The organism is Streptomyces sp. TSRI0281, assembly GCF_001905125.1.
GTDB lineage: Bacteria > Actinomycetota > Actinomycetes > Streptomycetales > Streptomycetaceae > Streptomyces.
Genome location: NZ_LWLE01000033.1, coordinates 389020 through 414333, shown reverse-complemented (window position 1 = coordinate 414333; position 25314 = coordinate 389020). Strand labels below are relative to the sequence as shown.

General features: G+C 71.3%; 20 protein-coding genes and 1 pseudogene. 13 read left to right on the top strand and 8 right to left on the bottom strand.

Annotation, left to right across the window (positions count from 1 at the left end; genetic code table 11):
* Positions 1-177: 177 nt before the first annotated feature.
* Positions 178-1194, top strand: a complete 1017-nt coding sequence (locus A6A29_RS31040) for a hypothetical protein (protein ID WP_073725159.1) — start codon at positions 178-180, stop codon at positions 1192-1194.
* Positions 1195-1324: 130 nt separating this feature from the next.
* On the opposite strand, the gene A6A29_RS31035 is transcribed toward A6A29_RS31040, so the two are convergent.
* The 5 genes from A6A29_RS31035 to A6A29_RS31015 form a co-directional block, all read right to left on the bottom strand.
* The gene (locus A6A29_RS31035) at positions 1325-4474 is read right to left on the bottom strand and encodes an efflux RND transporter permease subunit (protein WP_073725157.1); all 3150 of its coding nucleotides are present in this window, start codon (positions 4472-4474) and stop codon (positions 1325-1327) included.
* 232 nt (positions 4475-4706) lie between these two features.
* Entirely contained in the window at positions 4707-5396 is a 690-nt protein-coding gene (locus A6A29_RS31030; RefSeq protein WP_073725155.1) for a response regulator, read from the bottom strand.
* The gene (locus A6A29_RS31025) at positions 5393-6673 is read right to left on the bottom strand and encodes a sensor histidine kinase (protein ID WP_073725153.1); all 1281 of its coding nucleotides are present in this window, start codon (positions 6671-6673) and stop codon (positions 5393-5395) included. Before A6A29_RS31025 ends, A6A29_RS31030 begins: the two co-directional genes overlap by 4 nt.
* Positions 6674-6859: 186 nt before the next feature.
* Positions 6860-7138: a PspA-associated protein PspAA gene (gene pspAA, locus A6A29_RS31020; protein WP_073725151.1), complete on the bottom strand. Its 279-nt coding sequence runs from the start codon at positions 7136-7138 to the stop codon at positions 6860-6862.
* Positions 7139-7148: 10 nt separating this feature from the next.
* A complete protein-coding gene (locus A6A29_RS31015; protein ID WP_073725485.1) occupies positions 7149-7931 on the bottom strand; it encodes a PspA/IM30 family protein in 783 nt (260 codons plus the stop codon).
* A gap of 297 nt (positions 7932-8228) precedes the next feature.
* Here A6A29_RS31015 and A6A29_RS31010 point away from each other — a divergent pair, with 297 nt between their 5' ends.
* The 3 genes from A6A29_RS31010 (at position 8229) to A6A29_RS31000 (ending at position 10859) form a co-directional block, all read left to right on the top strand.
* Positions 8229-8813, top strand: a complete 585-nt coding sequence (locus A6A29_RS31010) for a DUF3043 domain-containing protein (RefSeq protein ID WP_073725149.1) — start codon at positions 8229-8231, stop codon at positions 8811-8813.
* A gap of 59 nt (positions 8814-8872) precedes the next feature.
* Positions 8873-9607 carry a class I SAM-dependent methyltransferase gene (locus A6A29_RS31005; protein WP_079183097.1) on the top strand — a complete coding sequence of 245 codons (735 nt, stop codon included), beginning with the start codon at positions 8873-8875 and terminating at the stop codon, positions 9605-9607.
* 160 nt (positions 9608-9767) lie between these two features.
* Entirely contained in the window at positions 9768-10859 is a 1092-nt protein-coding gene (locus A6A29_RS31000; RefSeq protein WP_073725145.1) for a S1C family serine protease, read from the top strand.
* A gap of 225 nt (positions 10860-11084) precedes the next feature.
* On the opposite strand, the pseudogene A6A29_RS30995 reads toward A6A29_RS31000, so the two are convergent.
* Positions 11085-11285, bottom strand: a pseudogene (locus tag A6A29_RS30995) (hypothetical protein); the annotation flags it as partial.
* A 78-nt stretch (positions 11286-11363) separates the two neighbouring features.
* Between A6A29_RS30995 and A6A29_RS30990 the strand changes: the two are divergent.
* The 4 genes from A6A29_RS30990 to A6A29_RS45515 all read left to right on the top strand — a co-directional run bounded on the left by A6A29_RS30990 (position 11364) and on the right by A6A29_RS45515 (position 16472).
* The gene (locus A6A29_RS30990) at positions 11364-12566 is read left to right on the top strand and encodes a bifunctional adenosylcobinamide kinase/adenosylcobinamide-phosphate guanylyltransferase (RefSeq protein WP_073725143.1); all 1203 of its coding nucleotides are present in this window, start codon (positions 11364-11366) and stop codon (positions 12564-12566) included.
* Positions 12567-12674: 108 nt separating this feature from the next.
* Positions 12675-13844, top strand: a complete 1170-nt coding sequence (gene cobT / locus A6A29_RS30985) for a nicotinate-nucleotide--dimethylbenzimidazole phosphoribosyltransferase (RefSeq protein WP_073725141.1) — start codon at positions 12675-12677, stop codon at positions 13842-13844.
* 91 nt (positions 13845-13935) lie between these two features.
* Positions 13936-15753: a phosphatidylglycerol lysyltransferase domain-containing protein gene (locus tag A6A29_RS30980; protein WP_073725140.1), complete on the top strand. Its 1818-nt coding sequence runs from the start codon at positions 13936-13938 to the stop codon at positions 15751-15753.
* Positions 15750-16472: a hypothetical protein gene (locus tag A6A29_RS45515; RefSeq protein WP_158074490.1), complete on the top strand. Its 723-nt coding sequence runs from the start codon at positions 15750-15752 to the stop codon at positions 16470-16472. The genes A6A29_RS30980 and A6A29_RS45515 overlap by 4 nt, the downstream gene beginning before the upstream one ends.
* On the opposite strand, the gene A6A29_RS30970 is transcribed toward A6A29_RS45515, so the two are convergent.
* On the bottom strand, positions 16412-17176 hold the full coding sequence (locus A6A29_RS30970; RefSeq protein ID WP_073725138.1) for a hypothetical protein: 765 nt from the start codon (positions 17174-17176) through the stop codon (positions 16412-16414). The genes A6A29_RS45515 and A6A29_RS30970 overlap by 61 nt on opposite strands.
* Positions 17177-17264: 88 nt before the next feature.
* On the opposite strand from A6A29_RS30970, the gene cobS reads away from it, so the two are divergent.
* Positions 17265-18047, top strand: a complete 783-nt coding sequence (cobS, locus tag A6A29_RS30965; protein ID WP_073725136.1) for an adenosylcobinamide-GDP ribazoletransferase — start codon at positions 17265-17267, stop codon at positions 18045-18047.
* Positions 18048-18073: 26 nt separating this feature from the next.
* On the opposite strand, the gene A6A29_RS30960 is transcribed toward cobS, so the two are convergent.
* Positions 18074-18865, bottom strand: coding sequence for an endo alpha-1,4 polygalactosaminidase (locus A6A29_RS30960; protein WP_385732543.1), 792 nt, complete (start codon positions 18863-18865; stop codon positions 18074-18076).
* Positions 18866-19240: 375 nt separating this feature from the next.
* On the opposite strand from A6A29_RS30960, the gene A6A29_RS30955 reads away from it, so the two are divergent.
* From A6A29_RS30955 to A6A29_RS30940, 4 genes are all read left to right on the top strand, one after another.
* The gene (locus A6A29_RS30955) at positions 19241-20782 is read left to right on the top strand and encodes a leucyl aminopeptidase (RefSeq protein ID WP_073725132.1); all 1542 of its coding nucleotides are present in this window, start codon (positions 19241-19243) and stop codon (positions 20780-20782) included.
* Positions 20783-21108: 326 nt separating this feature from the next.
* The gene (gene lpdA / locus A6A29_RS30950) at positions 21109-22497 is read left to right on the top strand and encodes a dihydrolipoyl dehydrogenase (RefSeq protein WP_073725130.1); all 1389 of its coding nucleotides are present in this window, start codon (positions 21109-21111) and stop codon (positions 22495-22497) included.
* 61 nt (positions 22498-22558) lie between these two features.
* Positions 22559-24466 carry a 2-oxoglutarate dehydrogenase, E2 component, dihydrolipoamide succinyltransferase gene (gene sucB / locus A6A29_RS30945; protein WP_073725128.1) on the top strand — a complete coding sequence of 636 codons (1908 nt, stop codon included), beginning with the start codon at positions 22559-22561 and terminating at the stop codon, positions 24464-24466.
* 145 nt (positions 24467-24611) lie between these two features.
* A complete protein-coding gene (locus A6A29_RS30940) occupies positions 24612-25235 on the top strand; it encodes a GntR family transcriptional regulator (RefSeq protein ID WP_073725126.1) in 624 nt (207 codons plus the stop codon).
* Positions 25236-25314: the final 79 nt, after the last annotated feature.

Genomic DNA, 25314 nt, shown 5'->3' with positions numbered 1-25314 from the left:
ATCGGCATCGGCGTACGCCCTCGTATCCGCCGCATCCCGTCGTATCCGCTGTATCCGTCGTATCCCCATGTGACCGGACAGGCTGAATTTTCCCCTGTCCGGCACATGGGCGCTCGTGCCGTGACTACGCTGCGGCGGGACCTCGCACAGGCCCCCGATACGACAGTGGAAGTTCTGATGACGATCGATCCAGCCACCAGCAGCGCCCTCGAACGCGACATCCTTCTGCTCGAACAGCCGGGCCCCCAGACCGAATCCGCGCTGCGGAACCTGGTGAGACAGGCGGACCGTCCGGCCGACCCGGCCGACCCGGCCGACCCGGCCGACCCGCCCGCCGAAGGGGCGGACAGCACGCGCTTCCGCGCCAGACAGGCTCTTCGCTCCTACGGGCATGCCGCGCCGGCCAATCGCGAGGCTCTGGAGACGGTGTGGCAGGAGCAGTCCGGCGGGCCGGTGCCCGCGTGGCTGCCGCTCCCCGAGGCGACGCTCAAGACCGTCGCCGCCTGGCTCCTCAGCGCCACGTGGGCCGATTCGTACGCGTACTGGACGGATCACGCCGACACGCTGAACTCACCGGACGCGCCGGTCGCGCTCGCCGAGTACGCGCTCGTCTCCCCGGACTCCGCACGGCAGCACCAGGCGCTCAGGGAACGCATCCTGGCCGAGGGAGCGGACGTCGTCTTTCCCCGTCTGATGCTGGACGACCAGCTCGCGGAATGGCTCCGGTGCAGCGGCTGGAAGGAGTCCCAGCAGTATCTGCGGGACCACCCCGACCTGCTGCGCACGACCGCTCCGCCCTCCGCGCCCCTCACCCACGACGCTCTCCTGCATGTCTCCCGCTCCGACGGGATCGCCGCCGCCTATCAGCTGATCCGCGACCGCGAGGCGCTCCAGAGCTATCTGCAGCGCGCCCTCGACGCGGGTGACGCCAACTCGCTGCTCCATGCCGCGGGCATCGAGGGCGAGGTCTTCGGCGACCGGCTCTCCTCCTTCGCGCATGCCCAGGTCGGCATGATCCTGGCGGGCGCCACCGACGGCATCACTCCGGAGGAGCTCGTGGATCTCGCCGCCGCGGCACCGGAGGAGGTCCGTGGCCGTCTGGTCCGCGAGATCTCGGCGCTGAGCGTCCGCCACGCGGACCGGAGCCCCGACCTCTGGCTCCGTCTCGTCCGGGCCCTCGTGGAGGCCGGCTGACGCTTACCCTCCCCTCGGGGGGCGGTGGACAGCGAAAGGGGCCTGCCCCACGCGGAGTGCGTGGGGCAGGCCCCTTCGTCATGAGCCGTCAGCCGGTCGGGACTGCTGGACGGATGGACGGCTGGACGGATCACACGCTCGAAGGCTCGCTCTCGCGGCTCTCGTCGGTGGCCGTCGGCGCCGGGACGCCGGCCTTCTTCGCCCGCTTGGCCGCCTTCTTGCCGGCCCTGCGGTCCTTGCGCAGCTCGACCATCGCGTACAGCGTCGGGACGAGCAGCAGGGTCAGCAGCGTGGAGGTGATCAGACCACCGATCACCACGACCGCCAGCGGCTGCGAGATGAAGCCGCCCTCGCCGGTGACGCCGAGCGCCATCGGGAGCAGGGCGAAGATCGTCGCCAGAGCGGTCATCAGGATCGGGCGGAGCCGGTGACGGCCGCCCTCGACGACCGCTTCGACGACGCCCATGCCCTGCGACCTGTACTGGTTGATCAGGTCGATCAGCACGATCGCGTTGGTCACCACGATGCCGATCAGCATCAGCATGCCGATCATCGCCGGGACGCCCATCGGGGTGCCGGTGATGATGAGCAGACCCAGGGCTCCGGTCGCCGCGAACGGGATGGAGACCAGCAGGATCAGCGGCTGGACCAGGGACCGGAAGGTCGCCACCAGCAGCATGAAGACGATTGCGATGGCCGCCAGCATGGCCAGGCCCAGCTTCATGAAGGCGTCGTTCTGGTCCTCGGAGACACCGCCGATCGTGGCGGTGGCACCCTCCGGCAGGTCCAGGGAGTCGATCTTCGACTGGAGCGAGGTGCTGACCGCACCGGTGTTGTCACCGGTGGGCTTGGCGGTGATCGTCGCGGAGCGCTGTCCGTCGATCCGGGTCATCGAGACCGGGCCGGGGACCAGCTTCACATCGGCGATCGCACCGAGCTTGACCGGGCCGAGGGGCAGGTCCTTCAGCTCGGCCATGGTGGTGGCCGGGTGGGACGACTTGACGATGATGTCCCGCTCGGTGTCGTCCAGGATCGCCTTGCCGGACGGGGTACCGCGCACCGCACCGGCGACGGCCGCGCCGAGCGTGGCCTCGTCGAATCCGGCGGCGGCCGCCTTGTCGTTGGCCTTGACCGAGATGCGCGGGACGCTCTGCGCGAGGTCGCTCTGGACGTCGGTGACGTCCTTGAGCTTGCCGACCTCGGTGCGTACCGCTTCGGACGCCTTCTTCAGGGTGTCCCCGTCGGCGGCCTTGACCACCACGCTGAGGTCCTGGCTGCCGAAGCCGTCGCCCGCGGCGATGGTGGTGTCGCCGATGCCGTCGAGCTTGCCGAGGGCCTCGTCGATACGGTCCTGGGCGGCCTCGAACTCGCCCGAGTCCTTCAGGGTGATCTGGTACGACGCCTGGTTGGCGCCCGTACCGCCGCCGAAGGCTGCCATGAAGCCCGACGAGCCGACGGTGACCTGATAGTCCTTGACGCCCTTGTCGTCGTTGAGGACCTTCTCGACCTTCCGGGCCGCCTCGTCCGCGGCCGCCAGGCTGGTGCCGGGGGTCAGCTCCTGCTTGACGGAGAGGACTTCCTGCTCACCCTGGTCGAAGAAGTTCGTCTTCAGCAGCGGCACCATGCCGAAGGTGCCGAAGAGCACCGCGACGGCGATGACGAGGCTGGTGATACGGCGCCGGGTCGCAAAGCGCAGCACCGGCACGTAGAGCCGCTGCAGCTTGCTGGCGGCTTCCTTCTCCTCGGCCTTGCGGCGTGCCTCGGCCGGGTTCTCGGCAGTGCCCTTGGGGGCGCGCAGGAACCAGAACGAGAGGACCGGGACCACGGTCAGCGAGACCACCAGGGAGGCCAGCAGGGCCGCGGTGACGGTGAGGGAGAACGAGCCGAAGAGCTGACCGACCATGCCGCCGACCAGACCGATCGGCAGGAAGACGGCGACCGTGGTGAGCGTCGACGCGGTGACCGCTCCGGCCACCTCCTTGACGGCCGCGATGATCGCCGGCTGGCGCTCCTCGCCGTAGCCGAGGTGACGCTTGATGTTCTCCAGGACCACGATCGAGTCGTCGACGACGCGGCCGATCGCGATGGTCAGGGCGCCGAGCGTGAGCATGTTCAGCGAGAGGTCGCGGGTCCAGAGCACGATCAGCGCGAGGACCACGGAGAGCGGGATGGAGACCGCGGTGACCAGGGTCGAGCGCAGCGAGGCGAGGAAGACCAGGATCACGATGACCGCGAAGACGAGGCCGAGCGCGCCCTCGGTGGTCAGACCGGAGATCGCCTTGGAGACGGCGGGGCCCTGGTCGGAGACGACGGTCAGCTCGGCACCGGCGCCGAGGTCCTTGCGCAGGTCCGGGAGCTTGTCCTTGACGGCGTCCGAGATGGCGACGGCGCTGCCGTCCTTGTCCATGGTCGCCATGACGGCGAGGCTCGGCTTGCCGTTCGTACGGGTGATGGAGACCGCGGTGGACGGCTCCTGCTTCACCGCGGCGACGTCACTGACGCGGACCGGCTCTCCGGGCCGGCCGGTCGCCGGGTCCTTGGCGGTGACCTGGAGGTTCTCGATCTGCTTCAGCGAGGTGAAGCCGCCGCCGACCCGGATGGTGCGGCTCTTGCCGGCCTCGGAGAACGAACCGGCCGGGACGGTGGCGCCGCCCGCCTGGAGCGCCTGGGCCAGCGATCCGGCGTTCAGACCGGCCGCGGCGAGCTTCTTGTCGTCGGGGACGACGGAGATCTGGAGCTCCTGGACACCGTCGACGGCGACCTGTCCGACACCCTCGATGTCCTCAAGGGCGGGGACGACCGTGCGGTTCAGCTGGTCGGCGAGCGCCTGCTGGTCCTTGTCGGAGGTGACGGCGAGGACCACGGTCGGGATGTCGTCGGTGGAACCGGCGATGACCTGGGGGTCGACGTCGTCGGGGAGCTGGATGCGGGCCCGGTTCACGGCCTGCTGGATGTCGGCGACGAGTTGCTTGGTGCCTTCGTCACCGAAGTCGAACGTCGCCATGATGACGGCGTTGCCCTCGCTGGCGGTCGAGGTGATGCCCTCGATGCCGTCGACGGCCTTGATCGAGTTTTCGAGCGGTTCGACGACCTGCTTCTCGACCACATCGGGGGACGCACCCGGGTAGGGGGCCAGCACCGACACCATCGGAAGTTCGATGGTGGGCAGCAGTTGCTGCTTGAGCTGCGGGATCGCGATGGCGCCGAAAACGAGCGCGACGATCGAGATCAGCCCTATCAGGGCCCGTTGCGCGAGGCTGAATCTGGACAGCCAGGACATGGGTGGGTCTCTCTTCTGTGGCTTACGCGGCAGATGGGCGGGAGAAACGGGGGACATCCCGCCATCTCTACGATCGCCGATCCCGGTTGCCGGAACGTCGGCCCCCGGGTTGCTTTCTTATGTCGCGCATACCGCAGGTGGAGTACGCCGGATCTCCACCCGTAGCCGCACTTGTCGCCCCGTACGGGGCTCCACCCGCCGCCCGCCCGGGGCCGCACCCGTCGCTCGGCCGTCACTCCAGCCGTGCGCGCACCAGGCCCGATTCATACGCGATGACCACCAATTGGGCGCGGTCCCGGGCTCCGAGCTTCGCCATCGCCCTGTTCACATGCGTCTTGACGGTGAGTGGGCTGACGGCGAGCCGTTCGGCGATCTCGTCGTTGGAGTGTCCGCCCGCGACCAGCACCAGGACCTCGCGTTCGCGGACGGTGAGCGCGGCGAGCCGCTCGGAGTACTCGGCGGCGTCCGGGCCCTCCCCCGAACTTCCGCCCTGGGCGAGGAACGTGGCGATGAGTCCCTTGGTCGCCGCCGGGGAGAGCAGCGCCTCACCGCCCGCGGCGATACGGATGGCATTGAGGAGTTCGTCCGGCTCCGCACCTTTTCCGAGGAAGCCCGAGGCTCCGGCGCGCAGCGACTGCACGACGTACTCGTCCACCTCGAACGTGGTGAGCATGACGACCCGCACCTCCGCCAGATCCGGATCGGCGCTGATCATGCGGGTGGCGGCGAGCCCGTCGGTGCCCGGCATCCGGATGTCCATCAGCACCACATCGGCGCGCGTCGAGCGGGCCAGTTCCACGGCCTGCGCACCGTCCGCCGCCTCGCCCACGACCTCCATGTCGGGCTCCGAGTCCACCAGCACACGGAACGCGCTGCGCAGGAGTGCCTGGTCGTCGACGAGCAGCACCTTGATCGGTGTCATGCGCGTCCCCCCGTCCTGCCCGCCGTGCCCGGCCGTTCCGGTTCACCCGCGCGGGCCTTGACCGGCAGGATCGCATGCACCCGGAATCCGCCTCCGTACCGAGGGCCCGCGGTGAGGGCGCCGCCGAGGGCGGCGACGCGTTCGCGCATCCCGATGAGACCGTGGCCGCCACCGTCGCGGTCCTCATCCTTCGCGTCCGGGTACGCGTCACCGCCCCGGCCGTTGTCGAGCACCGTGACCTCGGCGGTGGCCCCGACCCGTATGACGCTCACTTCCGCCCTGGCACCGGATCCCGCGTGTTTGCGGACGTTGGTCAGCGCCTCCTGGATGACCCGGTAGGCGGCCAGGTCGACAGCGGCGGGCAGCGGGGGCTCATGGTCGACGCAGGCCACCTCGACGGGGAGCCCGGCGTTGCGGAAGGTCTCCACCAGTCCGCCGAGGACGGCCAGCCCGGGGGCCGGCTCGGTGGGCGCCTCGGGATCGCCCGACTGCCGCAGCAGCCCGACCGTGGCCCGGAGTTCGTTGAGCGCGGAGCGGCTGGCGTCCCGGACATGGGCGAGCGCCTCCTTGGCCTGGTCCGGGCGCTTGTCCATGACGTGTGCGGCCACCCCGGCCTGCACGTTGACCAGGGCGATGTGATGGGCGACGACATCGTGCAGGTCCCGGGCGATCCGCAGCCGCTCCTCGGCGACCCGGCGGCGGGCCTCCTCCTCGCGGGTCCGCTCGGCCCGCTCGGCGCGCTCCCTGATCGCGTCGACGAACGCGCGCCTGCTGCGGACGGCGTCCCCGGCGGCACCGGCCAGCCCCAGCCAGGCGAAGACGCCGAGGTTCTCCTGGCTGTACCAGGGGGCCGAGCCGAAGGACATCGCGGTCACCGTCAGCACGGCCACGCTCAGCAGCCCGACCCGCCAGGTGGTGGGCCGGTCGGTGCGGGACGCGACGGTGTAGAGCGCGATGACCGCTCCCATCACCACCGGGGCCGGCGGGTCCATCGTCATGAACTCCACGACCGACAGGGCCCCGGTGAAGGCGAGCACCGCCACGGGGCGCCGCCGGCGCAGCACGAGCGCGCACGCGCTGAGCACCATCATGAGCACGCTGAAGGCTTCGGGGGTACGGGTGCCGAAGCTCGGTCTCCCGTTGGCCGAGTTCGGGTCGGCGAACGACCCGCAGATCATGCTCAGGAGCACGAGGAGAGCGAGGGCCCCGTCGAACGCGAGGGCATGGTCCCGCAGCCAGCGGCGGGCACGCACGAGCCCGGTCGAGAGGGTGGTCACATCGAGCAACGGTACGGCGTGTCGTACACGGATCCGTCCCCGCGGTGTGCGCATACGGCCACAGCGCGGACGGGCCGGGGGCGGACAGCACTGTGCCCCGCGGCCGGCGGACCGGGCGGGGCACAGGTGTGCGGGTACTGCGGGAGCGTGGAGCACGGAACCGGCCTGCGCGTACGGCGGCAGGAGTCAGCCGGGGATCAGCCCGTCGTCACGGAGCATGGCGCGCACCTCTTCGAGGGTCGCGTCCGGCGACGGCAGGATCAGCCCGGACGGCTCCAGGGAGTCGTCCGGCACGGGCGTACCCAGCTCGCGCACCTTGTCCAGGAGCGCGTGGAGCGTGGTGCGGAAGCCGGGGCCGTCGCCGCTCTCCATCTCTGCGAGCAGTACGTCATCGAGCTCGTTGAGCTCGGTGACATGACTGTCGGCCAGCTTGACCTGGCCCTCCCCCATGATCCGTACGATCATGACGTTGCCCTTACTGCTTGTCGAACTTGTGCGGAGACTGCTGCGACTGCGGTGCGGCGTCCTGGGCACCGCCCTCGATGGCCTGCTGCGACGAGGAGGAGCCACCGGCCAGTTCGGCCTTCATGCGCTGCAGCTCCAGCTCCACATCCGTACCACCGGAGAGCCGGTCCAGCTCGGCGGCGATGTCGTCCTTCGCCGTCCCGGTCGGGTCGTCCAGGGCGCCCGAGGCGAGCAGCTCGTCGATGGCGCCGGCCCGCGCCTGGAGCTGCTGCGTCTTGTCCTCGGCCCGCTGGATCGCCAGGCCGACGTCGCCCATCTCCTCGGAGATCCCGGAGAACGCCTCGCCGATCCGGGTCTGCGCCTGGGCCGCCGTGTAGGTCGCCTTGATCGTTTCCTTCTTCGTACGGAAGGCGTCGACCTTGGCCTGCAGCCGCTGGGCCGCCAGAGTGAGTTTCTCCTCCTCACCCTGCAGCGTGGTGTGCTGCGTCTCCAGGTCCGTGACCTGCTGCTGGAGGGCGGCACGCCGGGACAGCGCCTCGCGCGCCAGGTCCTCACGACCGAGCGCCAGCGCCTTGCGGCCCTGGTCCTCCAGCTTGGACGACTGTCCCTGCAGCTGATTCAGCTGCAGCTCCAGACGCTTGCGCGAGGTCGCCACATCGGCGACGCCGCGGCGTACCTTCTGAAGCAGCTCCAGCTGCTTCTGGTACGAGTAATCGAGGGTCTCGCGCGGATCCTCGGCCCGGTCAAGGGCCTTGTTTGCCTTCGCGCGGAAGATCATCCCCATACGCTTCATGACACCGCTCATGGGCTTCGCGCGCCCCCTTCTGACGGACTGAGCTCCAGCACTCCAACAGAACCCACAGTACGGGCCCTGTCTCTATTACCGCACTGTTGGGGAGCGGATGTGCTCCTCCCAAAGGACGACTGCCCCCGGTGACCGCTCCAGCCCAGGGAGTAGGTGGCGGTCAGGGAAACCGGCGCCAAACGTCCGTTCTGCCCCTGTCGGGGCGCTTCTCGGGACGCAGGCCGTTGCCGGATCGTTCCCGCCCGGTCCGGACTCGCCACGGCCGACCCCGTACCCTTGGGTTTTGTGTTCCGTAGCCGTGCCAAGGAAGAGAAGGTCCCCTCGCCGGACCTCTCCAAGACGTCCCGCGACCCGCAGGCTCCCAAGGGTCGCCCCACCCCCAAGCGCAGCGAGGCCCAGACGCAGCGCCGGCGTGCTTCCAGCACGCCCACCGATCGCAAGGAGGGCATGAAGCGCCAGCGCGAAGCGCGCCGTGTCGACCTGGCCAAGCAGCGTGAGGCGCTCGCCACCGGTGACGAGCGCTACCTCCCGGCGCGCGACAAGGGGCCGGTCCGGCGCTTTGTCCGTGACTTCGTGGACTCGCGCTTCTGCATCGCCGAGTACTTCCTGCCGCTCGCCGTGATCATCCTGATTCTCAGCGTGATCCAGATCCAGAACATCCAGAACATCTCGCTGCTGCTCTGGCTCGGCGTGATCGTGCTGATCGTGGTCGACTCCGTCGGCCTCACGTTCCGGCTCAAGAAGCAGCTGCGGGAACGCTTCCCGGACACCCCGAAGCGCGGCGCCGTCGCGTACGGCCTGATGCGCACGCTCCAGATGCGTCGCCTGCGGCTCCCGAAGCCCCAGGTCAAGCGGGGAGAGCGGCCCTGAGTACGGAGACCTCCGGTTTCACCGGGGTCTCTTCGGCGTGGCTGAAGGGTCTCGGCGGACTGCGCAACACGGTCCGCCAGGAACTCGTCGCCCGACAGCTGGACGAGCAGATAGCCGCGCGTTTCCCGGTGGGACAGCGGCTGCGGGTGCTCGATGTCGGCATGGGCCAGGGCACCCAGGCGCTGCGACTGGCCAGGGCCGGTCATTCCGTGACCGGCCTGGAGGCCGACGCGGACATGCTGCGGGCCGCCCGCGAGACGTTGTCGGCGGAGCCCGAGGGCATCCGGGAGCGGGTCAGGCTGATCGAGGGTGACGGCCGGGACACCGGTGTGCACTTCCTGCCCGGCAGCTTCGACCTGGTGCTCTGCCACGGTGTGCTGATGTATGTCCAGGAGCCGGACCCGATACTGGCGGGCCTGGCCCGGATGCTGGCGCCCGGCGGACTTCTCTCCCTGCTCGTACGGAACGCGGACGCCCTCGCGATGCGCCCCGGGTACGCCGGGGACTTCGACGGCGCGCTGTCGGCGTTCGACACGGCCACGTACACCAACCGGCTCGGCGCCACCGTGCGCGCCGACCGGCTCGACGCCCTGACGGCCACGCTCGCCGGGATCGCGGCGCCGCTGCACGCCTGGTACGGGGTGCGGGTCTTCACGGACCACGTGGGCAACGACGTGGAGCTGCCCGCCGCCACGGAGCTGGAGCAGTTGCTGGCGGCGGAGGACCGGGCCGGCCGCACGGACCCGTACCGCCGGGTGGCGGCACTGCTGCACCTGTGCGGCGTGCGCGGCTGAGGGCCGGGCCCGGCGGAGCGCGGCGACCGTTCCGTAGCGCCGGCCCCCCGGCCGGGGCTTCCGGAGCGCCTGCCCCCGGTCGGGGCCGGAGCGGCCCGTACGGCCCCGTTCGGCCCATCAGCGCAGGCCGCGGACGGGGGTCGGACGTGAGACTCCGGACATGGACGCATCTCACTCCCGCAGCCGAGTGCGCCGGCTGTTGCTGCCGTTGACCGCAGGTGTCTGCGCGATCGCCCTGGTGGGCGGCTGCTCCGACGCCGACTCCACTTCCCGCTCCGCGGGCGAGTCCAGCCCGTCGGGCACGGTTCAGGGCTCGGCCTCCCGCGCCACCAATGACCTGCAGGCCGATTACCAGGCCGTCATCAAGGATGTCCTGCCGTCGGTCGTACAGATCGATGCCTCCGACAGTCTGGGCTCGGGCATCGTCTATGACGACAAGGGCCATATCGTCACGAACGCCCATGTGGTCGGCTCGGAGAAGACCTTCAAGGTCAGCGTCGCCACCGGTGAGAAGGTGCTCAGCGCCTCGCTCGTCTCCTCGTATCCGGAACAGGACCTGGCCGTCATCAAGCTCGACAAGGTCCCCGACGGGCTGAAGGCCGCGAAGTTCGGTGACTCGGAGAAGGTCGAGGTGGGGCAGATCGTGATGGCGATGGGCTCGCCGCTCGGTCTCTCCAGCAGCGTCACCCAGGGCATCGTCTCGGCCCTGGGCAGGACCGTGAGCGAGGGCCGTACGGGCGGGGGCACGGGGGCGACGATCGCCGACATGGTGCAGACGTCCGCGGCGATCAACCCCGGCAACAGCGGCGGTGCGCTGGTGAACCTCGACAGCGAGGTGATCGGCATTCCGACGCTCGCGGCGACGGACCCGCAGATGGGTGACAGCGCGGCCCCCGGGATCGGGTTCGCGATCCCGGTGTCGATGGTGAAGACGGTCGCCGACCAGATCATCAGGAGCGGCAAGGTCACCGACTCGGGACGGGCCGCGCTGAACATCACCGGGCGCACGGTCGTCGACAGCAGCTACCGGCCCGCCGGAGTGGCGCTGGTCAGCGTGACGAAGGGCGGCGCCGCGGAGAAGGCGGGGCTGCGGGCCGGCGACATCATCATCAAGGTCGGCGGCGACGAGGTCACGACGATCACGTCGCTCTCCGAGGTCCTGGCGAGCGAGAAACCCGGCCAGAAGGTCACGGTGACGTACGTGCGCAGCGACGCGGAGAAGACGGCCGAGGTCACGCTGGGCGAGATCTGAGGGAACCCCGGGCCGGGCCCCGGGTCACGATCAGGACCGGCCCGGTACGCGGAAGGGGCGGGCGGCAGCAGGTTTTCCCGCGCCGCCCGCCCCTTCCCGTCGTACGGGAGCCGCGGGGCCGTACCCCGGTCAGGCCGTGTCGGCCGCACCGGCCCGGTCGGCCTCGGACCGGTCGGACTGATCGGCCTGTTCGGGCTGATCTGCCTGTTCGGGCTGTTCGGGCTGATCCGCGTGGAGACTCATCGGGCCGTAGATCTTGGTCGTGTCCTCGAAGAGCGTCACCTGCTCCGCTCCGCCCTCCACGAGCTCCTTCCAGAACTCACCGATCCAGGACTCCGCATCGCCCTGGGTCGTGAACTCGTCCGGCTGAAGAGCCGGCTCCGTCTCCGTACCGTCGGACTTCTCGAACCGCCACGTCCACGCCATGTCCGCCTCCTGGGTCACGTTGCTGCCCGAAGCCTAGCCGGGCGCGCACCCGGCGCGGGGACGCGGGAGGATCAGGGCGTGGAACTGACTCTGCTCGGCACCGGAGCCCCCGACGGGCTGCCGCGGCCCGACTGCCCCTGCGCCGCCTGCGCGAGCGCCCGCGGTCCGCGGGCGCGGGCCGCGACCTCCCTGTTGATCGACGACGCGCTGCTGCTCGACCTCACCCCCGGGGCCGTGCTCGCGGCCGCCCGCGCGGGGCATTCGCTGGGCGCGGTGCGCCAGGTGCTGCTGACCCATCCCCATGACGGGCCCGCCGTCGAGCTGCCCGCCGTGCTGCCGCCGGCCGGGCGGGTGCCGGACGGCCAGGTACTGACGCTGATCAGCGGGCACCGGGTGCGGGCGGTGCCGATGGACGCGCCCGGGACCGGTTACGAGGTGACGGCGCCGGAGGGCGAGCGGCTGCTGTACCTGCCGCCCGGCGCCGCGCCCGCAGGGCTCGCCGGGCGGGTGGCGGCGCCGTACGACATGGTGGTCGGCGATGTGATCGCACGGCCCGACGCGGTGGCCCGGCTGCGGGCCGTCGACGCGGTCGGCCCGACCACCGAGGTCATCGCCGTCCATCTCGGCCATGACGCACCGCCCGGCGCCGCGCTGGACCGGCAGCTCGCGGCCGCCGGAGCGCGCGCCGTGCCGGACGGGACGACGCTGGTGGTGGGCGAGTACCACGCGGTACCGGACGTGCCCCGGCGCACGCTGGTGACCGGCGGGGCACGGTCCGGGAAGTCGCTGGAGGCCGAGCAGCGTCTGGAGACCTTCCCCGAGGTGGTGTACGTGGCGACCGGCGGCCGCCGTGCGGGCGACGCCGAGTGGGCGGCGCGGGTGGGCCTGCACCGGGAGCGCCGGCCCTCCACCTGGCGCACCGAGGAGACCTGTGAGCTGGCGGGGCTGCTGACCCGGGACGGGCCGCCGCTGCTGATCGACTGCCTCTCGCTGTGGCTGACGGACGCCATGGACCGGGTGGGCGCCTGGGACGACGCGCGGTGGGCGGACGGGGGCGAGGAGGCGTTGCGGGAACGGGTCGCGGAGCTGGTCCACGCGGTGCGCGGGACGCCGCGGAAGGTGGTGGCGGTGACCAACGAGGTGGGGTCGGGGGTCGTACCGGCGACGGCGGCCGGGCGGCGGTTCCGGGACGAGCTGGGGCGGTTGAACGCGGCGGTCGCGGCGGAGTGCGAGGAGGTTCTGCTGGTGGTGGCGGGGCAGGTGCTGGTGCTGCGGGGGTGAGCCCGCCTCCGGCGGCACTTCCCGGGAGGGGGCACCGGTACTGTTCCCGGCAGGAGCCCGCCGCCGGGTTCCCGGCCCCCGACGTTACGACCCGCGAGGCAGACCTCCGTGAATCTGGACGACTTCTCCGATCTGATCGAACGCCCCGACGGCGGCGTACGGCGCGATGCCGAGGAACGCCGGGAGCGGCTGACCGTTCCGCCGGGCGCCCTCGGCCGCCTCGACGAACTGGGCGAGTGGCTCTCCGCCGCCCAGCAGTCCGTGCCGGTCAAGCCGGTCGAACAGCCGCGCGTGGTGCTCTTCGCCGGTGACCACGGAGTGGCGGAGCTGGGTGTCTCCGGCCGCCCGGCCGGGAGTACGTACGACCTCGTCCGGGCGGCGCTGGACGGCGCGAGTCCCGTATCGGTGCTGGCCCGCCGCTTCTCCGTGCCGCTGCGGATCGTCGACGCCGGTGTGGACTGCGACCCGGAGCTGCTGCCCGAGTCCGTCGTACGGCACCGGGTGCGGCGCGGCAGCGGGCGGTTCGACATCGAGGACGCGCTGACGGCGGAGGAGGCCGAGCAGGCGGTACGTCTCGGTATGGCGATCGCCGACGAGGAGGCCGACTCCGGGACCGATCTGGTGGTGCTCGGCGATCTCAGTGTCGGCGGCACCACGGCCGCGGCCACGCTGATCGCCGCCCTGTGCGGCACGGACGCCTCGGTGGTGACGGGGCGCGGCGGTGCGGGCATCGACGATCTGGCGTGGATGCGCAAGTGTGCGGCGATCCGGGACGGGCTGCGCCGGGCGCGGCCGGTCCTCGGCGACCAGTTGGAGCTGCTGGCCACGGTCGGTGGCGCGGATCTGGCGGCGATGACGGGTTTCCTGCTCCAGAGCGCGGTGCGCCGGATGCCGGTGATCCTGGACGGCGTCGTCTCGGCCGCCTGTGCGCTGGTGGCCCAGCGTGCGGCGTTCCGGGCACCGGACTGGTGGCTGGCGGGACAGGTCAGCGGGGAGCCCGCGCAGACGAAGGCGCTGGACCGGATGGCGCTGACTCCGCTGCTCGACCACGGGATCACCGTGGGCGAGGGGACCGGAGCGCTGCTCTCCCTGCCGCTCGTCCGGGCCGCGGCGGCGCTGGCCGCCGAACTGCCCGAGCGCGCGCCGGACGAGGAGACGGACACGGACGACGAAGCGGAGGGGGCGGCGGACACCGGCACCGACACCGGCACCGGCACCGGCTCCGGCTCCGGCTCCGGCTCCGGCACCGAGGCCGACGACGCGAAGAGCGGCGTCTGACCGGACCGGTCCTCCCGGGCCGCGGCCGGCCGGACACCGGCCGCAGCCCCGGCGCCACCATGAATCGCGACGCCCCATATGATCGCGTTTCATGGGAGAGGTCCGATTGGCCAGTGAGGAAGCCGGGCGCAGTACCGCCCGGTCCCGGCGCAGCGCGGCGTTCGCCATCTGGTATCTGCGCATCGTCTCGTTCATCAACTTCCTGAGCGCCGTCTGGGTCAGCCTCGGCCAGGATCTGCGGCGCCACAACACCGAGAACTTCTTCACCCCCTATCTGCTCACCGCGGGCTTCTCGTCCGGGGTGGTCGCGCTGTTCCTGGCCGTCACGATGCGGCGGCGCAAGCGGGCCGCCTGGATCGTCAACATGGTGGCGGGCGGGCTCCTGCTGCTCCTCCTGGCGCTCGCGTTCTTCTTCCCGGAGATCCGGCAGCACGCGCAGAACTGGGTCTCGCTGGCCCTCACCGCCGCGTTCGTCCTGGCCCTGCTGCTGGGCCGGCGGGAGTTCTACGCCAAGGGCGACCGCTCCAACCCGAAGCTGGCCGCCGTGGTCGCGGTCGGCGGGCTGCTGATCACCTCGCTGCTCGCCGCGGGGCTGGTGACCGTCACCAACACCGCGCACGACGAGTACCGCTCGACGTTCCTGGACCGCTGGCGCTACGGGGCGCTGCGGCTGATCTCCGTCGCCGCCGACGACTCGCGCTTCCCCGGCATCACCTCGCCCGGCTGGGTCAACGTCGTCATCAACATCCTGTCCACGCTGCTGCTCATCGCCGTCGTGTACGCGGCGTTCCGCGCCCGCCGGGCCGTCGACGCGCTGACTCCCGAGGACGAGGCGAAGCTCCGCGCCCTCCTGGACGTGTACGGGGACCGCGACTCGCTCGGCTATTTCGCGCTGCGCCGCGAGAAGAGCGTCGTCTGGTCGCCGACCGGGAAGGCGGCCGTGGTCTACCGCGTGGTCGGCGGGGTGTCGCTCGCCTCCGGTGACCCGATCGGCGACCTGGAGGCCTGGCCGGGTGCGATCGTGCCGTGGCTCACCGAGGCACGGGAGCACGGCTGGATCCCCGCGGTGATGGGCGCGAGCGAGGAGGCGGGCACCGTCTACGCCCGGCACGGCCTCGACGCGCTGGAACTGGGCGACGAGGCGATCGTGGAGACCGCCGAGTTCACCCTCGAAGGGCGGGCGATGCGCACCGTGCGCCAGGCGTACAACCGCGTCAAGCGGGCCGGGTACGAGGTGACCGTCCGGCGGCACGAGGACATCCCCGAGGACGAGATGGCCCAGTTGCTGCGGCGCGCGGACGACTGGCGCGACGGGGCCACCGAGCGCGGGTTCTCCATGGCGCTGGGGCGCCTGGGCGACCCGGCGGACGGACAGTGCGTGATGCTGGAGTGCCGGGACGCCGCCCCGCGGGGCCAGGACGGTCAGGGCGGCCGGGATTTCCAGGACGGGCGGCCGGGCGAGCTGCGCGCCGTGCTGAGCTTCGTGCCGTGGGGCCCGCACGGTCTCTCGCTGGACCTGATGCGCCGCGACCGGGACGCGGAGAACGGCCTGATGGAGTTCATGGTCATCGAGCTGCTCCAGCGCTCCGAGGAGATCGGGATCACGCAGGTCTCTCTCAACTTCGCGATGTTCCGGTCCGTCTTCGAGAGGGGATCGCGCCTGGGTGCAGGACCGGTGCTGAGGCTGTGGCGCTCCCTGCTGAGCTTCTTCTCGCGCTGGTGGCAGATCGAGTCGCTCTACCGCGCCAACGCCAAGTACCGACCGATCTGGGAGCCCCGTTTCATGCTCTTCGAGAAGAGCGCCGATCTGCTGCGCATCGGCATCGCGGCGGGCCGCGCCGAAGGGTTCCTGGAGGCCCCCGGGCTGCCCAAGTGGCTGCACCGCTCGCATCTGGCCACCCGTAGATGATCCGCGCGGGCGCCCTGCGTGCCGCGGCCCGACGGGAGTGGGGGCCGCTGCTGGGGACCGTACGGCGGGCGCTCGCCACGTGTGGTGCGCGGGCTGTCCCGATGACGCTGGCGGCGGTGCTCCTGACGGCGCTGATACAGGTGGTGCAGAACCAGTCCTGGGGCTTTCGGACCGTGCAGAACCTCGGCGCCGTGCAGGCCGAGGACCCGCTGTGGCTCGCTCTGCTGCGTACCCCGCTCTCGCTGTTCGTCCCCGCGCTCGATCTGCCGGTGTGGGGTGCGCTGGCGCAGTTGCTGCTGGTGTTCGGCGTCGCCGAGATCTGTCTGGGGCGGTGGCGCACGCTCGGCATCGCGTATCTGGCGACGCTGGCCGGGACGCTGTACGCACGGGTCGGCATCGCGGTCGGCCCGGCCGGTTTCCTCGGGCTGCCGGCCTCCGACGCACAGGTCGTGGACACGGGGCCGTCGGCGGCGGTGGTGGGGCTCGCGGTGTATGCCTGCCATGCCTACCGGGCCTGGTTCACCGGAGCGCTGGTGATCGTGGCGATGGTGGTGGAGATCGTCTTCAAGGACAACCTGGCGGGCAAGGAGCATCTGGCCGCGATCGTCGTCGTGCTGGCGCTGTGCGCGGTGGTGGAGGTACGCGCACGGCGGCGCGGTCAGGGCTCGCGGCCGGGCGGCAGCGGCACCCGGTCCGGCGCCCCTCCGATGAGGTCCTGAAATCTGCGGCGCGGCCCCGCCCATCGCACATCGTGGTGGTACGCGCGCAGCACCGACCGGGCACGGGCGCGGTGCCTGTGCCGGTAGAACCGCTTCGCCCACGGCGAGGCCGGCCGGGCCAGCCGGATCGCACCGGTCAGCGCGACGAACGGGACGAGGGTGCCGACCACCGCCATCCGCGCCTTGCCCTTGAACAGGGCGATGAGCACGAAGCAGAAGTTGATCGCGAAGGACGTGATGACGCTCAGCCTGCTCTGCTGTTCCGCACCGCTCACGTCGTTCACCCCCAGCGGCGAGAAGCCCGCCAGGACCAGCAGGACGAGTGAGGCGGTGAGGACGACGACCTCCACGCTCTGGCGCCCCTGCTCGGTCCAGTACACGTCGTTCAGGTGGAGGATCAGCGCGAACTCGTCCAGCACGAGCCCCGCCCCGATCCCGAAGATCACCGCACAGGTCCCCGCGGCGGCCCCGTGCCGCCCGCTCGCGACCGCGCCGAAGCCGCCGACCACGGTCAGTACGACGCCGGGCACCACGTGGTGGACATGCACCCCGCCCGGGGTGATGTTGCGGAACGGGCCCTTGCCTGCCCGGATCAGCCGGGTGATGGTGCGGGTGACCGCGAAGGTCAGCACAAAGGCGCTCAGCGCCAGGAGCAGCGGGAGCTTGCCCGGCTCGGTGATGTTGGTGTGCCACCAGTGACCCATGCCACCTACTCCAGATAAGTCACGTTGCGCAGGTTTTGATGCGTTTTGCCCAATCTATCGGCGGGATGAACCGGCTAGCCTGCCCGCGGTGACCTCCCTGAACAGCCACGGCATACGTTTCGCTTTCGGCACCCTGACCGCGCTCCCCGTCCGCGTCACCCGCTGGGACCGCGAGAGCGCGCGTGCCGGAATGCTCTGCGCCCCGCTCGCCGGCCTCGTCGTGGGTCTGTTCGCCGCCGCGCTCGGTTCCCTGTCGCTGCTGTTCGGGTCGGGGCCGCTGCTCGCGGCGGTCGTCTCCGTCGCGGTGCCCGCCGCCCTCACCCGGGGCCTGCATCTGGACGGTCTGGCGGACACCGCCGACGGGCTCGGCAGCGCGAAACCGGCGGAAGCCGCGCTGCGGATCATGAAGCAGTCGGACATTGGTCCGTTCGGTGTCATCGCGCTGCTCCTGGTCCTGCTGGCCCAGGTCGCGGTCCTCTTCGAGCTGTACGGGCAGGGCTGGGCGCACGGTGCGCTGGGAGCGGCCGTCGCGGCCGTCGCCGCCCGCCTCGCGCTCACGCTGGCGTCCCGTCAGGGGGTCCCGGCGGCCCGCCCGGAGGGCCTGGGCGCGGTGGTCGCCTCCACCGTTCCGGCCTGGGGCGCGCTGGCGGCCGGGGCCGTCACGGTGGCGGGCTGCGCGGCGGCGGGTGCGCTCCTGGGCCCGTACGGGGCCCTGCACCACGCGCTCGCCGCGGTGGGCGCCCTCGTGGCCGCCGAGTTGCTGCTGCGGCACTGCGTACGGCGCTTCGGCGGGGTCACCGGAGATGTGTTCGGCGCGCTGACGGAGACGGCGGCGACGGCGGCGCTGGTGGTCCTGGCACTGGGGCCCTGAGCCGGGCCCCTACTCCCGCTGCCGCGTCAGCACGCCTTCCGCCAGACGCCCAGTTCGTACTTCTTGAGCAGCGAGCTCAGCCCCAGCCGCCGGGAGTCGGGGCAGAAGCGTGCCACCGGCAGCTCGTACTCGACGTGGAAGACGGCCTTGTCCGCCTCGATGAACGGGCTGAGTTCGGCGCATTCGCCGTACTGGGCGCACTGTTCGTTGACCGCGAAGTCGAAGTCCGCCACCAGCTGCGGAATCTGGTCCAGGTCGTTCTTCAGGCCCACGGCGAGCCCGTGGCGGTGGGCGACGCGGGCGATCAGCCGGTTGTAGCGCAGCTGGTCGTCGGCGGTGAGCGGGAAGCCGGTGCGGTTGCGGTAGCCGTCCATGTTGTCCGGCTCCACGGCGTCGTAGCCCTTCTTCGCGCACATGGCGATCCGGGCCTCCATCAGCGGCTCCAGGACGTCGACGGCACGGATGTCGAGCCAGCGCTCGCCCTCCCAGCCGTTGCCCCGGCCGAGCACGGCGGCCGGGAACTTCCCGGCGTCCGGGCGGAAGTCCTCCCAGGCACCGGTGGAGAGGTAGCAGATGACCTTGCGGCCCCTGTCGTGCAGATCGGCCACCGCCGCGGCATCGTGGTCGAAGCCGTCGATGTCGTACACCGGGACGTCGACCGTGGGGTCGAGCCGGCCGGAGAGCTGCCACTGCCAGTCCAGGCCCGGTTCGGGGCGCCAGCGGGAGCCGGCGTGCGGCCCGGAGGAATCGGCGTGCGGCTGTCCGGGGTCGGATTCCGGCCGCCCCGAGGCGCAGCCGGACAACAGGACCAACAGAATCAGTACGGTGACGGGGACCGGCGACCATCGCCCCGTACCGACCCTCGCACCGCCGCCTCGCACCGCTCCCCCGCTCCCCGCTCCTCGCCCGTCCGGTGTTCCACCGGGAGCAACGACCCTACTGCCGGACCGGATCCCCCCGGGACCCCGCCCGTCCGGAGGGCCACCGCACGACCGGGCGGCACCGGGAACGGACCGCCCGTGACCGGGAACAGGACCGCCCCGGAACCGGGAACGGCCCGCCGCCGTGATCCAACAGGAAAGGCGCGCGTAGGCTCATTCCCGGCACATTGCGGCGGCGTCTACGATGCGCCGGGCACGGTCGGCCCACCCCTCGACCGACTCAGAACTCAACGGAAGCGAGATTTCACCACCGTGACTGCTCTCACTCTCAGCACTGCCGGCGCGGCGACGCTGCGCGCCGACGCACTCGTCGTCGGCGTCGCGAAGGGCGCCAAGGGCCCGGTCCTCGCACCGGGCGCCGAGGCCGTGGACAAGGCGTTCGACGGAAAGCTCGCCACCGTCCTGGAGACCCTGGGTGCCGCAGGTGCCGAGGGCGAAGTGACCAAGCTCCCCGCGCCGTCCGGCCTCAAGGCCCCGGTCGTCATCGCGGTCGGGCTCGGTCCGGTCCCGGACAAGGACGACGCGTACGACAGCGAGGCGCTGCGCCGGGCCGCGGGCAACGCCGCCCGCGCGCTGGCCGGTGCGAAGAAGGCCGGCTTCGCCCTGCCGGCCGGGACCGTCGAGGACACCGAGGCCGTCGCCGAGGGCGCGCTGCTCGGCGCGTACGCCTTCACCGCCTACCAGGGCGGCGAGGACAAGATCGCTCCCAAGGGCAAGAAGGGCAACGGCCCCAAGCAGCCGCTCGCCGAGGTCGCCCTGCTCGGCGCCAAGCCGCGCGACAAGGCGTTCAAGGCCGCGGCCGAGCGCGCCGTCGCCGTCGCCGAGGAGATCAACCGCGCCCGCGACCTGATCAACACCCCGCCGAACGACCTGTACCCCGAGTCCTTCGCCGCCGTGGCCACCGCCGCCGGCAAGGAGCACGGCATCAAGGTGCAGGTCCTCGACGAGAAGGCGCTCGTCAAGGGCGGCTTCGGCGGTCTGCTGGGTGTCGGCCAGGGCTCGACCCACGCCCCGCGCCTGGTGAAGCTCGCCTACACGCACCCGAAGGCGGAGAAGACCCTGGCCCTCGTGGGCAAGGGCATCACCTACGACTCGGGCGGCATCTCGCTGAAGCCGGCCGGTCACAACGAGACGATGAAGTGCGACATGAGCGGCGCCGCCGCCGTGTTCGCCGCCGTCGTCGCGGCCTCCCGCCTCGGCCTCCAGGTCAACGTCACCGGCTGGCTGGCGCTCGCCGAGAACATGCCCTCCGGCAACGCCACCCGCCCGGGTGACGTGCTGCGCATGTACAGCGGCAAGACCGTCGAGGTCCTGAACACCGACGCCGAGGGCCGTCTCGTCCTCGCCGACGCGCTGACCCGCGCCTCGGAGGAGAAGCCGGACGCGATCGTCGACGTGGCGACCCTGACCGGTGCGATGGTGCTGGCGCTCGGCAACCGCACGTTCGGCATCATGGCGAACGACGACGCCTTCCGTACCTCCATCCACGAGATCGCCGAGGAGGTCGGCGAGGCCTCCTGGCCGATGCCGCTCCCCGCCGACCTGCGCAAGGGCATGGACTCCCCGACCGCCGACATCGCCAACATGGGCGAGCGGATGGGCGGCGGCCTGGTGGCCGGTCTGTTCCTCCAGGAGTTCGTGGGCGAGGGCATCGCCTGGGCGCACCTGGACATCGCGGGCCCGGCCTTCCACGAGGGCGCGCCGTACGGCTACACGCCCAAGGGCGGCACCGGCTCCTCGGTCCGCACCCTGGTGAAGCTGGCGGAGCGCACCGCCGCCGGAGACCTCGGCTGAGATCGCTGACGATGTACGGCCCCGGGCATATGTCCGGGGCCGTATGTGTTCCTTTGTCGACATCGTCGCGCGGTTGCGGCGGGTTTCGCTCTCAACGAAATCCGTACGTCTCTACGCAGCGGTAACCGTCCGGGACGGACGATCATCCGTCTCAGACCCGGGCCCCGCGTCCCGCCCACCGTCAACAAGTGCGAAGATGGGTTCTCGGCAGGACAGGGCCCCCACCACAGGGCCGAATAACAAAAGCGGCCGAACACCAGCCGACCGGCCGGTCACACCCCAGCGACGGGGCCCGGCGTACGGCGCACATGCATGGAGGACGTGACGTGGCGAACGACGCCAGCACCGTTTTCGACCTAGTGATCCTCGGCGGTGGCAGCGGCGGTTATGCCGCGGCCCTGCGCGGAGCTCAGCTGGGCCTGGACGTCGCCCTGATCGAAAAGGGCAAGGTCGGCGGTACCTGCCTGCACAACGGCTGCATTCCCACGAAGGCGCTGCTGCACGCCGGCGAGATCGCCGACCAGGCTCGCGAAGCCGGCCAGTTCGGCGTCAAGGCGACCTTCGAGGGCATCGACATCGAAGCCGTCCACAAGTACAAGGACGAAGTGATCACGGGCCTGTACAAGGGTCTGCAGGGTCTCATCGCCTCGCGCAAGGTCCACTACATCGAGGGTGAGGGCCGGCTCTCGTCGGCCACCTCGGTCGACGTGAACGGCCAGCGCGTCGAGGGCCGCCACGTGCTGCTCGCGACCGGCTCCGTGCCGAAGTCGCTGCCGGGCCTGGAGATCGACGGCAACCGGATCATCTCCTCGGACCACGCGCTGAAGCTGGACCGCGTACCGAAGTCCGCGATCGTGCTGGGCGGCGGCGTGATCGGCGTCGAGTTCGCCTCGGCGTGGAAGTCCTTCGGCACCGACATCACCATCGTCGAGGGCCTCAAGCACCTCGTCCCGGTCGAGGACGAGAACAGCTCGAAGCTTCTTGAGCGCGCGTTCCGCAAGCGCGGCATCAAGTTCAACCTCGGCACCTTCTTCGACAAGGCCGAGTACACGCAGGACGGCGTCCGCGTGACGCTCGCCGACGGCAAGACCTTCGAGGCGGAGCTGCTCCTGGTCGCCATCGGCCGCGGCCCGGTCTCGCAGGGCCTGGGCTACGAGGAGGCAGGGGTCGCGATGGACCGCGGCTACGTCCTCGTCGACGAGTACATGCAGACCAACGTCCCGACCATCTCGGCCGTGGGCGACCTGGCCCCGACCCTCCAGCTCGCCCACGTCGGCTTCGCCGAGGGCATCCTGGTGGCGGAGCGGCTGGCCGGTCTCAAGACCGTCCCGATCGACTACGACGGTGTGCCGAAGGTGACGTACTGCCACCCCGAGGTCGCCTCCGTCGGGATCACCGAGGCCAAGGCCAAGGAGATCTACGGCGCGGACAAGGTCGTCGCCCTCAAGTACAACCTCGCGGGCAACGGCAAGAGCAAGATCCTGAAGACCGCGGGCGAGATCAAGCTCGTCCAGGTCAAGGACGGTGCCGTGGTCGGCGTCCACATGGTCGGTGACCGTATGGGCGAGCAGGTCGGCGAAGCTCAGCTGATCTACAACTGGGAGGCGCTGCCCGCCGAGGTCGCGCAGCTCATCCACGCCCACCCGACCCAGAACGAGGCCATGGGCGAGGCCCACCTGGCTCTGGCCGGCAAGCCTCTCCACTCCCACGACTGATCCTCAGTCCCGGGCGCGACGACCGACCACTTCCGCATTTTCGTAAGGAGCAACTGAAACCATGTCGGTTTCCGTAACCCTTCCGGCGCTCGGCGAGAGCGTCACCGAGGGCACCGTCACCCGCTGGCTGAAGGCCGAGGGCGAGCGCGTCGAGGCCGACGAGCCGCTGCTCGAAGTCTCGACCGACAAGGTCGACACCGAGATCCCGGCTCCCGCGTCCGGCATCCTGGCCTCCATCAAGGTCGCCGAGGACGAGACCGTCGAGGTCGGCGCCGAGCTGGCCGTCATCGACGACGGCACCGGAGCCCCGGCCCCGGCCGCCGCTCCGGCCGCCGAGGCACCCGCGGCTCCTGCGGCACCCGCCCCCGCACCCGCCGCCGAGGCTCCGGCCCCGGTCGCCGAGGCGCCCGCCGCTCCGGCCCCCGTGGCCGAGGCTCCGGCCGCCGCCCCGGCCGGTGGCGCCGCCGGTACCGATGTCACCCTCCCCGCGCTCGGCGAGAGCGTCACCGAGGGCACCGTCACCCGCTGGCTGAAGGAGGTCGGCGAGGAGGTCACGGAGGACGAGCCCCTCCTTGAGGTCTCCACGGACAAGGTCGACACGGAGATCCCCGCCCCGGTTTCCGGTGTGCTGCTGGAGATCGTGGTCGCCGAGGACGAGACCGCCGAGGTCGGCGCCAAGCTCGCCGTCATCGGTGCCGCCGGTGCGGCTCCGGCCGCCGCCCCGGCTCCGACCGCCCCGGCACCCGCTGCGGCTCCGGCCCCGGTTGCCGCTCCGGCTCCGGTTGCTGCTCCGGCCCCGGCACCCGCTGCCCCGGCTCCGGCCCCGGCACCCGCTGCCCCGGCTCCGGCTGCTCCGGCACCCGCTGCCCCGGCTCCGGCTGCTCCGGCTCCGGCTGCTCCAGCACCCGCTGCCCCGGCTGCTCCGGCTCCGGCCCCGGTGGCTCCCGCCGCCCCTGCCGCCGCTCCGGCCCCGGCCGCCGCTCCCGCAGCCGTCACCCCGGCTCCGGCCGCTCCGGCCGCGCCCTCCGGTGACGACGGCGCGTACGTCACGCCGCTGGTCCGCAAGCTCGCCGCCGAGAACGGTGTCGACCTCGGTGCCGTCAAGGGCACCGGCGTCGGTGGCCGTATCCGCAAGCAGGACGTCGTCGCCGCAGCGGAGGCCGCCAAGGCCGCCGCTGCCGCTCCGGCTCCGGCCGCGGCTCAGGCCCCGGCCGCGGCGAAGGCGCCCAAGCTGGAGGTGTCCCCGCTGCGCGGTCAGACGGTCAAGATGACCCGCATGCGCAAGGTCATCGGCGACAACATGATGAAGGCGCTGCACTCGCAGGCCCAGCTGACCTCGGTCGTCGAGGTCGACATCACCAAGCTGATGAAGCTGCGCAACCAGGCGAAGGCGTCCTTCGCCGCCCGTGAGGGCGTCAAGCTGTCCCCGATGCCGTTCTTCGTGAAGGCGGCGGCCCAGGCGCTGAAGGCCCACCCGGTCGTCAACGCCCGGATCAACGAGGACGAGGGCACCATCACGTACTTCGACTCGGAGAACATCGGCATCGCCGTGGACGCCGAGAAGGGTCTGATGACCCCGGTCATCAAGGGTGCGGGCGACCTGAACATCGCCGGTATCTCGAAGAAGACCGCCGAGCTGGCGGGCAAGGCCCGCGGTGGCGGCCTGACCCCGGACGACATGTCCGGTGCCACCTTCACGGTCAGCAACACCGGTTCGCGCGGTGCGCTGTTCGACACCGTGATCGTGCCCCCGAACCAGGCAGCCATCCTGGGCATCGGTGCCACGGTCCGCCGTCCGGTGGTCATCGACCACCCGGACCTCGGCGAGACGATCGCGGTGCGCGACATGACGTACCTGGCCCTCTCCTACGACCACAGGCTGGTGGACGGCGCGGATGCCGCCCGTTACCTGACCACGGTCAAGGCGATCCTGGAAGCCGGTGAGTTCGAGGTCGAGCTCGGCCTCTGAACCACGCGTCGGTAACCAGCCTCACCAGCGGCGCCCCCGTCCGGGACACTTCCGGACGGGGGCGCCGCCGTATTGTCTAGACACCACCGGTCACCCTGCCGCCGTGATGGTGGAGGCAGCACCGGTTTGCCAGAAGGAGCACCTCATGACCCCGCCCGTCGTCCACTCGCTGCGCGAGCAGATCCGCGAGCACATCGTGGACGGGATCGTCAGCGGGCGCTGGAAGCCGGGCGAGCGGATCGTGGAGCGGCGCATCGCCACCGAGCTGGAGGTCAGCCAGACGCCCGTACGCGAGGCGCTGCGCGAGCTGGAGACGCTGCGGCTGATCGAGTCGGCGCCCAACAAGGGCGTCCGGGTCCGCAATCTCACCGCGGCCGACCTGGAGGAGAGCTACCCCGTACGGGCCGGTCTGGAGCAGATCGCGGCGGAGCTGGCGGCCGGGGTGCTGGCCGAGGACTGCTCGGCGCTGACGCCGCATGTGGCGGCCCTGTACGAGGCGGACCGGCTGGCCGACGGAGAGGCCCAGGTGCGGCACACCGTGGCGTTCCACCGGGAGATGGTGCGGGCCGCCGGGAACGCCGTCCTGCTGCACACCTGGGAGGGGCTGGGCATCGAGGTGTTCACGGCCCTGTCGATCCGCTGGCTGGGCACGGTGCAGAAGTCGTACGCGGAGGAGCACGAGGCGCTCATCGACGCGTTCCTCCGGCAGGACCCGCAGATCGGAGTGCTGGTCAAAGCACATGTCCTGGGCTGCGCGCCGCGCGCCTGAGCCCTTCGATCATCTGCGGCGAGGAGCGCTCGACTGTGCGGCCGACCATCCCTTATGTGCATTTTGCCCCGTCACTCCG

What these genes read in the sequence shown, in the direction of transcription:
- A6A29_RS31040 (WP_073725159.1), top strand. Translation starts at nt 178, where the DNA reads ATGACGATCGATCCAGCCACCAGCAGCGCCCTCGAACGCGACATCCTT.
- A6A29_RS31035 (WP_073725157.1), bottom strand. Translation starts at nt 4,474, where the DNA reads ATGTCCTGGCTGTCCAGATTCAGCCTCGCGCAACGGGCCCTGATAGGG.
- A6A29_RS31030 (WP_073725155.1), bottom strand. Translation starts at nt 5,396, where the DNA reads ATGACACCGATCAAGGTGCTGCTCGTCGACGACCAGGCACTCCTGCGC.
- pspAA (WP_073725151.1), bottom strand. Translation starts at nt 7,138, where the DNA reads ATGATCGTACGGATCATGGGGGAGGGCCAGGTCAAGCTGGCCGACAGT.
- A6A29_RS31015 (WP_073725485.1), bottom strand. Translation starts at nt 7,931, where the DNA reads ATGAAGCGTATGGGGATGATCTTCCGCGCGAAGGCAAACAAGGCCCTT.
- A6A29_RS31000 (WP_073725145.1), top strand. Translation starts at nt 9,768, where the DNA reads ATGGACGCATCTCACTCCCGCAGCCGAGTGCGCCGGCTGTTGCTGCCG.
- A6A29_RS30980 (WP_073725140.1), top strand. Translation starts at nt 13,936, where the DNA reads ATGGGAGAGGTCCGATTGGCCAGTGAGGAAGCCGGGCGCAGTACCGCC.
- A6A29_RS45515 (WP_158074490.1), top strand. Translation starts at nt 15,750, where the DNA reads ATGATCCGCGCGGGCGCCCTGCGTGCCGCGGCCCGACGGGAGTGGGGG.
- A6A29_RS30970 (WP_073725138.1), bottom strand. Translation starts at nt 17,176, where the DNA reads ATGGGTCACTGGTGGCACACCAACATCACCGAGCCGGGCAAGCTCCCG.
- sucB (WP_073725128.1), top strand. Translation starts at nt 22,559, where the DNA reads ATGTCGGTTTCCGTAACCCTTCCGGCGCTCGGCGAGAGCGTCACCGAG.
- A6A29_RS30940 (WP_073725126.1), top strand. Translation starts at nt 24,612, where the DNA reads ATGACCCCGCCCGTCGTCCACTCGCTGCGCGAGCAGATCCGCGAGCAC.